Source organism: Basilea psittacipulmonis DSM 24701 (genome assembly GCF_000743945.1).
GTDB classification, from domain to species: domain Bacteria; phylum Pseudomonadota; class Gammaproteobacteria; order Burkholderiales; family Burkholderiaceae_B; genus Basilea; species Basilea psittacipulmonis.
The window spans coordinates 136,740-151,270 of sequence record NZ_CP009238.1; the positions used below are offsets into that span (position 1 = coordinate 136,740).

Annotated in this window: 9 protein-coding genes; 5 read left to right on the top strand and 4 right to left on the bottom strand. The window is 41.5% G+C overall.

The features are described from left to right. Positions 1 to 6: 6 nt before the first annotated feature. From acnD to gluQRS, 4 genes are all read right to left on the bottom strand, one after another. On the bottom strand, positions 7 to 2,607 hold the full coding sequence (acnD, locus tag IX83_RS00585; RefSeq protein WP_038497958.1) for a Fe/S-dependent 2-methylisocitrate dehydratase AcnD: 2,601 nt from the start codon (positions 2,605 to 2,607) through the stop codon (positions 7 to 9). 38 nt (positions 2,608 to 2,645) lie between these two features. Beyond that, positions 2,646 to 3,800: a bifunctional 2-methylcitrate synthase/citrate synthase gene (gene prpC / locus IX83_RS00590; protein WP_038497961.1), complete on the bottom strand. Its 1,155-nt coding sequence runs from the start codon at positions 3,798 to 3,800 to the stop codon at positions 2,646 to 2,648. A 49-nt stretch (positions 3,801 to 3,849) separates the two neighbouring features. Then, the gene (gene prpB / locus IX83_RS00595; RefSeq protein WP_038497964.1) at positions 3,850 to 4,716 is read right to left on the bottom strand and encodes a methylisocitrate lyase; all 867 of its coding nucleotides are present in this window, start codon (positions 4,714 to 4,716) and stop codon (positions 3,850 to 3,852) included. Positions 4,717 to 4,815: 99 nt separating this feature from the next. Beyond that, on the bottom strand, positions 4,816 to 5,676 hold the full coding sequence (gluQRS, locus tag IX83_RS00600) for a tRNA glutamyl-Q(34) synthetase GluQRS (protein ID WP_038497967.1): 861 nt from the start codon (positions 5,674 to 5,676) through the stop codon (positions 4,816 to 4,818). A gap of 111 nt (positions 5,677 to 5,787) precedes the next feature. Here gluQRS and IX83_RS00605 point away from each other — a divergent pair, with 111 nt between their 5' ends. The 5 genes from IX83_RS00605 (at position 5,788) to IX83_RS00625 (ending at position 14,135) form a co-directional block, all read left to right on the top strand. Further along, positions 5,788 to 6,996, top strand: a complete 1,209-nt coding sequence (locus IX83_RS00605; RefSeq protein WP_038497970.1) for a trans-sulfuration enzyme family protein — start codon at positions 5,788 to 5,790, stop codon at positions 6,994 to 6,996. A gap of 15 nt (positions 6,997 to 7,011) precedes the next feature. Further along, on the top strand, positions 7,012 to 8,694 hold the full coding sequence (gene argS / locus IX83_RS00610) for an arginine--tRNA ligase (protein WP_038497973.1): 1,683 nt from the start codon (positions 7,012 to 7,014) through the stop codon (positions 8,692 to 8,694). Between the two features lies 1 nt (position 8,695). Then, complete coding sequence (locus tag IX83_RS00615) at positions 8,696 to 9,346, top strand: SPOR domain-containing protein (RefSeq protein WP_038497975.1); 651 nt, start codon at positions 8,696 to 8,698, stop codon at positions 9,344 to 9,346. A 17-nt stretch (positions 9,347 to 9,363) separates the two neighbouring features. Next, positions 9,364 to 9,996, top strand: coding sequence for a thiol:disulfide interchange protein DsbA/DsbL (locus tag IX83_RS00620; RefSeq protein WP_038497978.1), 633 nt, complete (start codon positions 9,364 to 9,366; stop codon positions 9,994 to 9,996). 623 nt (positions 9,997 to 10,619) lie between these two features. Continuing rightward, positions 10,620 to 14,135: a DUF6531 domain-containing protein gene (locus IX83_RS00625; RefSeq protein ID WP_236620613.1), complete on the top strand. Its 3,516-nt coding sequence runs from the start codon at positions 10,620 to 10,622 to the stop codon at positions 14,133 to 14,135. The last annotated feature ends 396 nt before the right edge of the window (positions 14,136 to 14,531 follow it).

Genomic DNA, 14,531 nt, shown 5'->3' on the forward strand with positions numbered 1-14,531 from the left:
TGATACTCACTTAGAATGGGTCGCCAAAAAGTCTTGAGCAAAACGTGGTAAAACGCCACCTGCCTCGTAAACAAGCGTTTCTTCATCTGTGTTTAAACAACAGTGGACAGGAATGAGATCGATTTGACCGTTTTGTCGCGTGATTTTTAAGGTGAGCGAACCTTTTGCTTGAGGTGTACCGATAACGTCATAAAGCTCGGTGCCATCTAGTTTAAGCGTATGGCGATTGGTACCTGCTTCAAATTGTAAAGGTAAGATGCCCATGCCGACTAAATTACTTCGATGAATCCGTTCAAAGCCCTCTGCCACGATGGCTTGTACGCCCGCTAAACGCACCCCTTTAGCTGCCCAATCACGGCTAGAACCTTGTCCATAATCCGCACCTGCAATGATGATGAGGGGTTGTTGACGACTCTGATAAGTCTCAATCGCTTCCCAGATACGACTGATTTTCCCCTCAGGTTCAATGCGGGTGAGTGATCCTTGGATGGTTTGTCCGTGTTCGTCTTTCACCATTTCATTAAATAGTTTAGGATTGGCCAATGTGGCTCGTTGTGCGGTGTGATGGTCACCTCGATGAGTGGCATATGAATTAAAGTCTTCCTCTGCCAAGCCCATTTTGCTGAGGTATTCACCTGCCGCACTATTTGGCAAAATGGCGTTACTGGGTGATAGGTGATCGGTGGTGATATTGTCTGGCAAAATGGCTAAGGGTCTCATTCCTTTTAATGAACGAGGTTGCGACAATTCACTATTCCAGTAAGGTGGGCGACTGATGTAGGTAGAATCTTTTTTCCAATCGTACAAAGGATGAGTGGTTTTGTTAATGGTTTTAGAGGCAAACATGGGGGTGTAAACCGCATTGAATTGTTGAGGTTTCACAAAGGTTTTGACTATCTCATCAATTTCATGATCATCTGGCCAAATATCTTTAAGATAAACGTCTGATCCGTTTTTATCTTGCCCCAAACTATCCTGTTCAATATCGACGTGGATATTGCCCGCAATCGCATAGGCAATGACTAAGGGAGGAGAGGCTAGAAACGCTTGTTTTGCGTAAGGATGAATGCGACCATCAAAATTACGATTGCCTGATAGCACGGCTGTGGTATAGACATCTCGTTCGATGATTTCTTTTTGAATGGCAGGATCTAACGCTCCACTCATGCCATTACAGGTAGTACAGGCAAAAGCAACCACTCCAAAACCCAGTGTTTCCATTTCTTTGAGCAAGCCTGCTTCGTTGAGATACATCTCAGCGACTTTTGACCCCGGTGCAAAAGACGATTTCACCCAAGGTTTTCTTGTTAATCCGCGTCGATTAGCATTTCTCGCTAATAAACCTGCGGCAATGACGTTTCTAGGATTACTGGTATTTGTGCAACTGGTTATCGCTGCAATAATCACTGCACCATCAGGTATTTCGTTGTTAATTTGCGTGTGAGGTTTGGCAATGCCTTTTGTTTTTAGATCGCGTGTTGATAAGCGGGCATGAGGATGAGAGGGGCCTGCAATATTTCGTTCTACTTTTGATAAATCAAAACTTAATGTTCGTGGATAGACGGCCGTTTTCATCATCTCCGACCATAGGCCAGTTGCCTGTGCATATTCTTTGACCAAAGCTACTTGTTGCGGATCACGTCCTGTTAAGGTGAGATAGTCTAGTGTTTGTTGATCGATATAGAATAACGCTGCGGTGGCTCCGTATTCGGGAGTCATATTGGAAATGGTGGCACGATCGCCAATGGTTAGACTATCGGCTCCCTCACCAAAAAATTCTAAAAATGCACCCACAACTTTTTCTTTTCTTAAAAATTCCGTTAACGCCAGTACGATGTCGGTCGCGGTAATACCGGGCTGTCGTTTGCCAGTGAGATGAATGCCGATAATATCCGGCACCCGCATCATGCAAGCTCGTCCTAACATCACTGTTTCGGCTTCCAATCCGCCGACACCGATGGAAATAACCCCCAATGCATCGGTGTGAGGAGTGTGGCTATCCGTGCCGACACAGCTGTCTGGAAAGGCGGTATCTCCGTTGACTTGGATAACAGGAGACATTTTTTCAAGATTAATTTGATGCATGATCCCATTTCCAGCAGGAATAACATCCACATTTTCAAAAGCTGTTTTTGTCCAGTTAATAAAATGGAATCGGTCCTCATTGCGACGATCTTCGATCGAACGGTTTTTTTCAAAAGCATCAGGATCATCGCCTCCATATTCCACCGCTAAGGAATGATCCACGATTAACTGGGTTTGAACAACTGGGTTGACTTTAGAGGGATCGCCTCCTTTTTCGGCAATGGCATCGCGTAACCCCGCTAAATCAACTAAGGCGGTTTGACCTAAAATATCGTGACAGACAACTCGTGCGGGATACCAAGGAAAATCAATCTCTTTTTTGTGCTCGATTAATTCGTTTAACCAAGTATTGATCTGATCTTCTTCGTATCGACCCTCTGCTTTTCGGACGATGTTTTCTGCCAGAATTTTACAGGTATAGGGCAGTTGTTCATAAGCATTAGGTTTGATCTCATCGCATAGCTTTTTGGCATCATAATAATAGCGATGAGATTGGGGTAGTAATTGACGATTTGACATCATAAGTTCCTTGTAAGTGACACGGATAGACCGCTATTTGTTTAACGCTGAGCAAGATGTACAAAATCTTTATCATCAGGACCGATGTAATTTGCACTGGGGCGAATGATTTTGCCATCATGTCTTTGTTCAATCACATGAGCCGACCAACCTGTGGTGCGTGAAATAACGAACAAAGGTGTAAACATCGCGGTGGGTACGCCGAGTTTTTGGTAAGAAACCGCCGAGAACCAATCTAGATTAGGGAACATTTTTTTCTCATTCCACATCAAGGTTTCAAGACGTTCAGCGATGTCAAATAAGGTCATATCGCCTGATTCTTCTGACAGATCTTTGGCGACTTGTTTGATGACCACATTTCGAGGATCAGAAACGGTGTAAACAGGATGACCAAAGCCAATCACAATTTCTTTGCGAGCGATACGTTCACGAATATCGGCTTCGGCCTCATCCGCATGACGATAACGTTTTTGTATATCGTAGGCGACTTCATTTGCACCGCCGTGTTTAGGGCCTTTTAATGCACCGATGGCGCCTGCAATCGCCGAATACATATCCGATCCAGTTCCTGCAATGACTCTAGCCGTAAAGGTTGAGGCGTTAAATTCATGTTCCGCATATAAGATTAAAGAAATATGCATGGCTTTGATTTGTGAGGCAGTGGGGCGTTTTCCATGAAGTAAATGTAGAAAATGTCCACCAATACTGTCTTCTTCACTTTCAAGGCTAATCGATTTTCCATTATGAGCAAAATGATGCCAATACAACAAAATACTTGAAAGACAGGCAATGAGCTTGTCTGCAATGTCTCTTGCTTCACTTTCAGGATGTCCCTCGCGTTCGGGAATCGTACAGCCGAGTGACGAAACGCCTGTTCTCATCACATCCATTGGGTGCGTGTGAGCAGGTAGTTTTTCCAATACTCTTAGAACATTGGCGGGTAGGCCTCGTAGCGAACGTAATTTTTCTTTGTAAAGTGCCAGTTCGAACTGATTCGGTAATCTTCCATGAATCAGTAAGTGAGCGACTTCTTCAAACTCACAATGTTTCGCTAAATCTAAAATATCGTAGCCTCGGTAACTTAAATCATTACCGCTTTTACCTACGGTACAAAGAGCTGTATTACCAGCGGGTACGCCCGATAAAGCTACGGATTTTTTGGGTTTAAACGTCAGGGTTGATGTGTGTTCTGACATATTCGTCCCCTTGTCTTGGTGGGATTGTTTTTATTAAAAGTGAGGGAATTTATTTTTTATAGAGTTCATCTAACTTTTCTTCAAACTGATGGTAATTCAAGTGCTGATAAAGCTCCATGCGTGTTTGCATCAGATCGATAACATTTTTTTGGTGCCCTTCTTTCAGAATGCTTTGGTAAACCAACCATGCGGCTTTGCTGGCAGCTCTAAAAGACGAAAGTGGGTAAAGGACCATGGATACTTGGTGTTCGGCTAATTCTTTTTGGGAATATAAAGGCGTGGCACCAAACTCAGTGATATTCGCAAGAATCGGCACCTTGACCGCTTGAGCGAATAATTGGTACATATGGAGATCAGTAATGGCCTCTGGAAAGATCATGTCCGCACCCGCTTCGACGCATGCAACAGCACGTTCTATCGCTTTATCTAAGCCCTCCACAGCTAGGGCATCGGTTCTTGCCATGATGACAAAGTTTTCATCTACCCGAGCATCCACGGCTGCTTTGATGCGATCGACCATCTCTTCTTTGGATACGATAGATTTATTCGGTCGATGTCCACAACGTTTTTGGGCGATTTGATCCTCAATATGAACCGCTGCCACGCCCGCTTTTTCAAACGATCGAATGGTGCGAGCGATATTAAAAGCACCACCCCAACCGACATCAATATCTACTAATAAAGGCGTATCCACATTATCCGTAATGCGTTGGGCATCAATTAACACATCTTCCATCGTGGTGATGCCTAAATCGGGAATGCCACAAGAACAGGCAGCGACCCCTCCTCCTGATAAATAGATTGCTTTAAAACCTGCTTGCGTCGCTAAACGTGCAAAATAAGCATTCACACAGCCCGCGATAGCCAAAGGATGTTCGTTCTTGACGGCTTCACGAAATTTTTTACCGGGTGTCATATATTGTCTCCTAGACTGAATGTCTTTTAATCTTTTAAGTATATTTAATAAGAAAAAATACGGACCGTCAATCTAGGGAAAACACTATTTTATGGATTTTTAAGGGTGTGGAAAACGTTGTCGCCATTGATACGATGCTTGTAACCAAAAATCATCAATGGATGTGACGTAAAGAGGCTGAAATCCCAAGAATGTCCATGCTTGATTGAGGGTTTGAATAGGGTTAAGTAGGTCTAAAGCAGGTGCGTGGTTTTGTTTAGATAATTTATGGCCTTGATCATCACAACGTAGTGGGGTGTGAAAGGTATGAGGATAAGGGTGGTTTAATTGTTGAGCTAATAATATTTGTCGAGGCGTGGAACTTAGTAAATCTCGGCCTCTTACAATATCTGTAATCCCTTGATCGATATCATCGATGACCACCACAAATTGGTAAGAAAATAAACCATCAGAGCGTTTGATGATGATGTCACCGACTTCTTTGGCTACATTTTGTTCTTGTCTGTTTTCGTATCGATCGTTAAAGACAATATTTTGGTCAGGCATTATTAATCGCCAAGCACGAGCGTTTTTCAGTGATAAAGCGCGACAGGTGTTGGGATAAGGATATTCGCCCCATTTGTTTTTAGGGACAGAAGTTAGGGTTTTGCGATTGCATTGACAACCGTAAATAAGATGTTTTGTGTGGAGTTGCTGAAAAATTTCTTCATATCGCGAAAGGCGTTGAGATTGCCACACGACAGGACCGTCCCAAAACATATGTAATGTTTGGAGCTGTTGCATGATGAATTGGTCAGCACCTGCTTGAACTCTAGGTGTATCAATATCCTCGATTCGCAATAGCCATTTGCCTTGATGGGATTTTGCATCTAAATAACTGGCCATGGCCGCAATCAGCGAACCATCGTGCAAAGGACCCGACGGACTGGGTGCAAATCTGCCAATATAAGGTTTCAACATGAATATTAGAAAATTAAAGATAAGTTAGTGTAACTCAAAGAGCCATGAGATAGCCAGTTCAGTCTATAATGAGGGGTATTGATCAATACAAAGGTAAATAGGCAAAATCATATGAAAAACAATGAGAGGAAACAATCGCGATCGACTAAACTCACTCATATGGGATTGGCGGTTTGTGATGAACAACACACACAATCACCTGTGAGCGTACCAGTGATACGAACCAGTACCGTGCGTTTTGAAACAGTGGGTCGATTGCATGAGTTTGAACAAAATAAAGCAAAAGGTCAAAGAACCTCGGTATATGGCCGTTATGGCTTGGAAACACGAGATGTATTAGAAGATTTGTTTTGTGAGTTAGAGCATGGGAAACGTTGCTTTTTAGCGTCTTCTGGCCTAAACGCGATTAGTACCGCCTTATTATCTTTGGTAAAAAGTGGTGACCATATTGTGTTTGCTGACGGAGTATATGGTCCCGTTCGCATTTTTGCCAAGAACATGCTGACTAAGCTCGGTGTTTCGTATGATTTTGTGAACATGGAGAATCCTGATACTTTAAAACAATACATAAAACCGAATACGGTAGGGGTATATGTTGAAGTACCGAGTTCTCTATTTTTGAGAATGAATGATTTGCCTGCGATTGCAAAAATAGCCCATGAAAAAGGTCTGTGGGTGATGGCTGATAACTCTTGGGGTTCAGGAGTTGCCTATCGTCCGTTAGATTTGGGGGCGGATGTGAGTGTGATCGCTGGTACGAAGTATGCGAACGGACACTCTGACGCATTAGTTGGTGCCATTGTGGTCAATGACAATGAATCGTTGATTAAACAGATTGGTGCAGGTCACTATGCTTTGGGAACCACGATCAGTCCTGACGATGCTTGGTTGACCACACGTGGTATTCGTACGATTGAATTGCGTATGAAACAACAAGCCGCACACGCGATGACCGTGATTCATGCTTTAGAAAAGGAACCTTTGGTTAAACGCATTTATCATCCAGCGTATTCACAAGATCCCCATCATGAATACTGGAAACGTGATGCCACAGGGTCGAATGGTCTGATGAGCATTGCTTTGGATTTGTCAGATAATCAAATGGAAGTCTTTGTGAATGCTTTGTCTTTGTTTGGTATTGGATATTCTTGGGGTGGTTATGAATGCCTTATCCAATGGGTTGATAAAGATTCAGCTAAGGTGCATGCTTGCTTTGAGGATGACGGTTGCCAAATCGCTAGATTGCATATTGGATTAGAAGATCCAGAAGATGTTATTGCCGATATTCAACAAGCCTTAGACAAGGCAAAATCAGTTTAATGAGAAGAGAAAAATATGTTACCTGAAGTGCAAACCTTATTGATACAAACGATTGAGAAAGTCGTTCATCAAATTTTGCCCGATGCTAATGTTCAAGTAAATTTAGCACGTCCAAAACAAGTGGAACATGGCGATGTTGCGACTAATATTGCCATGCAGTTGGCCAAACCGTTTGGACGCAATCCTCGTGAATTGGCCCAAGAAATCGTCGATCGACTTTTAATAGAACCCAAGATGAAAGGGGTGCTAGACAGTGCGGAAGTGGCTGGACCTGGCTTTATCAATCTTCGTTTGAGTTTGGCGGTACACCAATCTGTGATTCATAAGGTGTTAAAACAGGGACAGCAGTTTGGTCGTCAACCTCAAACAGGCGAAAAAATCATGATTGAGTTTGTTTCGGCGAACCCAACAGGCCCGTTACATTTAGGTCATGCTCGTCAAGCGGTGTTGGGCGATTGTTTGAGTCGTTTGCATGAGGCGGTGGGTTATCAGGTACATCGTGAGTTTTATTATAACGATGCAGGTAATCAGATTAATAACCTTGTATATAGTGTTCAAGCAAGGATCAAAGGCATTAACCCTGACGATCCAGCTTATCCAGCAGATGGTTATCGCGGTGACTATATCGTGGACATTGCTAACGATTATATGGCAGGCAAAACGGTGCAGGCCGATGGTAAAACCATTGTTTCCACAAAAGACGCGGATGATGTTGACAATATTCGAGCGTTTGCAGTGGCTTATTTGCGTAATGAACAGGACTTGGATTTAAAAGCGATTAATCTTAAATTTGACCAATATTATCTAGAAAGCTCCTTGTACGTAGATGGTAAGGTTGATGCCGTTGTTCGCCATTTGATCAACGCCGGCTTTACTTATGAAAAAGAGGGTGCGTTGTGGTTGAAAACTACGGAATTAGGCACAGGTGATGATAAAGACCGTGTTATGAGAAAATCAGACGGTTCTTACACTTATTTTGTTCCCGATATTGCTTATCACGTGACGAAGTGGGAACGAGGGTATCATCACGATATTCAAGTTCAAGGAACAGACCATCATGGCACGGTGGCTCGTCTAAGAGCAGGTTTGCAAGGGATGCAGATGGGGATTCCAAAAGATTACCCCTCTTATTGTTTGCACAAAATGGTTAAAGTTGTTCGTAATGGACAAGAGGTCAAAATTTCTAAACGTGCTGGCAGTTATGTCACCATGCGTGATTTGATTGATTGGGTCGGCCAAGATGCTGTGCGATTTTTCATGATTCAAAGACGTGCGGATACAGAGTTTGTGTTTGATATTGATCTCGCCTTGCAAGCCAGTGATGACAATCCTGTGTACTATGTTCAATATGCCCATGCTCGTATTTGCAAGCTATTAAGAGATTCAGCAGACTTTTTGTCAGCTCGCCAAGAAGCCGATACAAGCTTATTGACCGCTCCGACTGAGTTGGCTTTGATGAGACGATTGGCAGAGTTTCCTTCATTAATTATGAATGCGGCTAAAGAATTAAGTCCTCATTTAATGGCCTACTGGTTGCTTGATTTGGCAGCGGATCTTCACAGCTGGTATGGTTCAGAAAGAATTATGGTCGATGATGAGACGCTTAAACACGCTAGATTAACGCTAGCCGATGTGGTGCGTCAGGTATTATCGAATGGTTTAAATTTATTAGGCGTATCATCGCCAGAGCAGATGTAATATGGCTAAAAATAACTCATCTTCCAATCGTGGTGCGGTCATTTGGATTGCACTGTTGTTCGGTTTTATTTTAGGGGTGCTGGTGGCAGTGGTCGTTATGAACTATTTGAACCCAGTCAAATACAGTCCTACCAGTCAAGAAGCACCGTTAGTTCGTCCTGTTAAATCAACTGTGCCGACGAAACAGACGGAAACATTGGCTAAACCTGACGATCAGGCGTCGCCTCAACCTGTGGTAGAAGATAAACCTATCGCACAACAAATGGTGGCAACGACCCCCGCTCCTAAGATTATCAAAGGCGACACAACGCAGGAGACGACAAGCTCTAATGCACAGCCTGTTAGTGAGCCAGAAAAGCCAGTCCCTCAGACGACGGCACCAAAGAGTGAGGATGCGATTGGTGAATTGATTAAAGAACGTTATCAACCCACTGCGTTACAAGTCGGTGCTGTGGGAACAGAAGCGTCCGTACAGGCTTTGAAAGCTAAGATGTTGATGTTGGGTTTTGAGGCAAAATCTAAACAAGTCAAAAGCCAGAATCGAACGTTCTATCGTGTTTATATCGGTCCGTTTAAAACAAAGAAAGAGTATGATGCGGCGATTTCTCGCTTAAAAGCAGAAAAAGTTGGTTATACTGTGTTTTCTTATTAACTTATGGAGTTTGATTAATGAAATCCCTTTTGAAAAAACTATTACTTGCTTGCGGTATCGCGTTATGTGTGGTGCCAGCTGTTCAAGCACAAGAATACAAGACGTTGGATAAGACATTACCGTCTAATACGCCTGATAAAGTTGAAGCGTTAATTTTCTTCTCTTACGCTTGTGCACATTGTGCGGCAATGGAACCTATGTTTCTAGAGTGGCAAAAAAATACGCCTAAAGGTGCAGAGATTAATTTTGTACCTGTAGGGTTCAATACGTTAACAGAGGCACTTCAACAATTGTTCTATACCTTGCAAGCCTTGAATCGCATGGATTTAAGCCCAAAGGTGTTTGATGCCATTCATCAGCAAAGATTGAATTTGTTTACACGTGACAATATCCAAGCTTGGTTGAAAGATCAAGGTGTCTCAAAAGAACAGTTTGACGCGGTTTATGACTCATTTGGTGTGAATGCCAAAATCAAACAAGCGAATAATCTGGTTCATGCTTATAATGTAACCGCTACGCCTACCATTGCGATTGCTGGAAAATACGTCATTTCGCCAGATATGGTGGAGTCAAATTCTCCAAGCGAGGCCTATCAACGTACATATGAAATCGCTCAAGATTTGCTTTTGAAATCGGTCAAAGCAAAATAATGATTTAGACGGATTGTTCGTGAATTTGACAATTTAAGTGTTGTTGAATTTAAATACTCAAAACCTACATTAATGCTGGTACGCGGTTAATGTAGGTTTGTTTTTTTTTGGAGGGAGGTGAAAGCGATCGGGCGGCATATGTGGTGTGGTTTGTGTGGCTGGTGAAAGCGATGTGTTTGCTAATGAAGCGTATCCACGTAGAGATGAAATGGATCGAGTATTGTTTTAAGGTTAGTTAACGCTTTGATGAGACGGTGATGCGGATTTGACAATTTAAGTGTTGTTGAATTTAAATACTCAAAACCTACATTAATGCTGATACGCGGTTAATGTAGGTTTGTTTTTTTTGGAGGGGGTGAAAGCGATCGGGCGGCATATGTGCGGTGCTTGGTATGGGTGGTGATTGAGTATATTTGCGAATTTTCTTAAATAGCTATTTCAGGTAGTATGGTTTTATCGGTTAGGTAAAAGGTCATGCTATGCGATTCTTGGCGTGTTTATGTCTGTTTTTTTCTTTAACTTCTTGGGCGGCGGAAAGTACCTCAGAGAAAGCTAGATTCACTTGTTCCGTGATAACAGGTTCTCCGTGTCAGTCTGGTCGGATAGTCCATCGAGCAGATGAATTGAATCGATTATATTCGGTGGGTAATCCTGTTAATTTTATTACTGGAAATAAATATCAGGAAGAGATTGATTTATTTCCACAGTCATCGGGTTTAGAAATTGTTCGTTACTATAATTCTCGAAATCCTAGAGTCCATGTGCTAGGGCAGGGGTGGAGTTTATCTTTTGATGAACATCTTTATAAAAATTCAGGGTCAATGATACAGCTGGTTTTGGGGGATGGACAGCGAGTGACGTTTGGTGCGGTCATCGATGATCGAGCTTTTTCCTCTAAAGGTGTGTTGCTACTGACACGAGATAAAGATTATTTTGTTGAATACGCTTATGAATTTTTAATCCATGAATTTGACCAAAGAGGGGATTTGATACGATTAATTGCCGTGCCTGATGGAAGTTTAACCTTGCCACAGATATTGGCTTATCTTGCTGATGCGAAAACAGAAAAAATACTTGCCAAGTTTGATGAACATAAAACATTGCATTCATCTGCAGAAGTGCATGAGTACATGGAAATGGATGAACGAAAAACTAGTAAAGGAATCGATTCGTCAGAAGTGGTTAAACGCAGTAGTGTGGGTGAACATAGAAATAAAACTGGCGTAGATTCATCTGCAGAAGTGCATGAGTACACGGAAGTGGCGGAACGAGAAAATAGTAAAGGAATCGATTCGTCAGAAGTGTTTAAACACAGTAGTGTGGGTGAACATAGAAATAAAACTGACGCGGATTCATCTGCAGAAGTGCATGAGTACAGGGAAGTGGCGGATCGAGAAAATAGTAAAGGAATCGATTCGTCAGAAGTGGTTAAACGCAGTAGTGTGGGTGAACATAGAAATAAAACTGGCGTAGATTCATCTGCAGAAGTGCATGAGTACACGGAAGTAGCGGATCGAGAAAATAAATATCTTGTGTTAAAGAAAGAAAATACAGAAACGAAACTTGATGTAAAGGAATCGGTTTTTTCGTCATTTAAACAATTGGTGATAGAAAGAAATTCATTAGGATTTATTACGGCTATACGTTCTTTATCTCAACCCGAACAATCGCTGAGTTTTCACTATCAGAGAGATGGTTTTTTAAGTCGTATTGTTAGAGATGATGGATTTTTTGTGAACTATGTTTATGAGGGGTCATTGCTCCAATCTGCTAATCTGAATGATAGGTTTAAGTTGGTCTATGTCTATAAAGATGGGTATTTACACCAACGTTACATCCAAGATTTAGAGAAAAAAGATCGGATTCATTTGTTAGGAACTTGGTTCTACGATGATAAAGGTAGAGTGACGTTTTATGACGGTTTGATGGAACGGTTTAGTTTTTCCTACGAAAATCAGCTTACCCGAATGGTTGATCGTTTTGGTCGATCTTATGAGGTGGCTTATGAGCGGACAAAAGATCATTACCGCATTACTAAGAACGATTTGAGTAAAGCTAAGGACGTTCAAGTGCCGAATTATTCAGTAGGAGCGTACCCGTATGCTCGCATTGAAGAAGGAATACTAGTCTTTAAAAATGGGGTGAAACAGTTTGTCAGAAATAATGAACATTTTTTGTATGACGCTAATGATCGTTTGCTATGGCATTCTCTCGTGTTACAAGACGCACAAGAAAGAGTCGATCAGGTAGTGCAGTATTTTCAGCCTGTATCTTTAGTTTCCTCACTGGTATTAGCGTATAACCCTAAATCGCAACTGATGGCTTCTAATTTTAATGGTGAGATAAAAACTTATGAATGGCGTGAGAATGGCTTAAATAAAGAGTTTTCAGTTTCTTTAAATGCCCAAGGTCTCGTGGAAAAAGATGAGGATAAACATTATCGATATACGACCGATAAACGATTGTCAGGTATATCAGATGGACAGGAGGTGTTGGTCAAATACGAGTATGGTTTTGATGAAAAGTTAAAAAGCTATGTTCGATATAAGTATATTCTTGATGATGATCGATATGAGCTAATTCAAAAGTTATATTTTGATGATGGGAAAATATTATATGAATGGGATAAAGAAGTCGATCCTAAGGAAGAATTCGCCATCACACGTCAATATATTTGGCAAGGAAAGGCACCGATTGCTTTGATTGATTTTTCATATGATGAGCCAAAAGTTTTTTATATTCATGTGAATCATTTGATGGCACCTATTGCGGTCACCAATGAAAAAGCAGAAGTCGTGTGGCTTGCCCAATACGATGCTTTAGCCAATGCGGATATTTTGAAAAGCGATATATCCTTGCATTTACGTTTACCTGGCCAATACTACGATGAAGAATCTGGTTTGCATTTCAATCATTATCGTTATTATGACAGTTATGCAGGGCATTTTTTAGAACCTGATCCAGTCAAAGGCTTGCCTTTAGGTAGTACATATGGCTTTGCTGATTATTATCAAGGCAAGTATGTTGATCCATTAGGCATGTACTTAATTGCTTTTGATGGGACCAGTGTTACAGAAAAATATAACTCAAATGTTAGACAGTTATATGATGAATATGATCATGATAAAACGTACTTGACGGGGGCGGGAACCAACCCTGTTTCAGGAATTCTTCGCGTAGTCAATGCAGCACTCGGGTTAAATGCTGTAAACAAAGTTGCATCAGCTTTCTTTAATTTAAGAAGATACCTTTCTGATATTCAGAAAAAGCGTAAGGAAATGCAAGATCATCATACTCATCGCCTGTTTGAAAATATTATTGTTCCGATAGATATTGTTGGATTTTCAAGGGGTGGGGTTCAATCTATGCTACTTGCTTATTTGCTTTCATATGTTACGAACAATGGGCTTTTTAAGTATAAAGATACCAATTTTGATATCGAGATGTGTTTGGATTTGAGATTTGTAGGTATGTTTGATGCGGTTGCTCAAATGCCTGAGACTAAATACAGGCTTTCTAGAATGGATCCAGAAACCTCAAAAATGAAAGATAAAGAAATAATATTGCATAAAGAAATTCCCCAATCATGGAAATGGGTGGCTCATGCAGTGGCTTTGAATGAACGAAATAATCATTTGCCTTTGACTCCTTTGGCCAGTTCTTCAACAAACGGAAACGTCAGAAATCAAGCAGGTTTCATTGGTGCACATGGTGATATTGGTGGTGGATATAACGAGAACGATAAGAAACATAAAAATCGTAAGTTTACGAATAATGAATATTCTGATTTGGCGGTTGTTGCTAAAAGTTGGATACATTGGCAAGCAAGGCAAGCAGGTGTACCGTTTAAAGAACCGAGCGAAGAAAGTCGCCAAGTTAAAAATCCTATTGCCCATCGCAGCAATTTATCAGCGTTTCTGTCAATTGCAGATGATGATGAAGACAGGGATGTTGAATTTGGCGATAAAAAGATCAAGCAAGGCGAAGTAGAGAGTATTGGTGAAGCAAAAAGAAAAGAAGTGAGTGCCTTTATTGAATATATTGATAAGGACCAAGGAAATGGAGCAATTATGGGAAAAGTGGATATGGAGAAATATCGTGAGTGGTTGAAAAAGGAATATGATGGGTTTGATTTTTAATGGGATGCGATAAGGAATGAGGTGGTTGGTAAACGTTGCGAGATAGATGCGGTTGTATGAACGTTTGTTGGTAAGGTGGTGGTGCGATGAGAAAGATGTAAGTAATTGGGATGCGATAAGGAATGAGGTGGTTGGTAAACGTTGCGAGATAGGTGCGGTTGTATAAATGTTTGTTGGTAAGGTGGTGGTGCGATGAGAAAGATGTGGGTAATTGGGATGCGATAAGAAAGATGTTGGTAAATTGAGGTGTTGATAAAGAAGTGGTGTATGCGAGCGAAGGATAGGTGTTTTGATCGGAGGGTGTAATGTGCAGAAATGTTGATGAGAAATGAAATGGGGGATTGAGTCATGATGTGAAAATACGCTTTATAATCTTTTTTATTCGAGGAGATTATT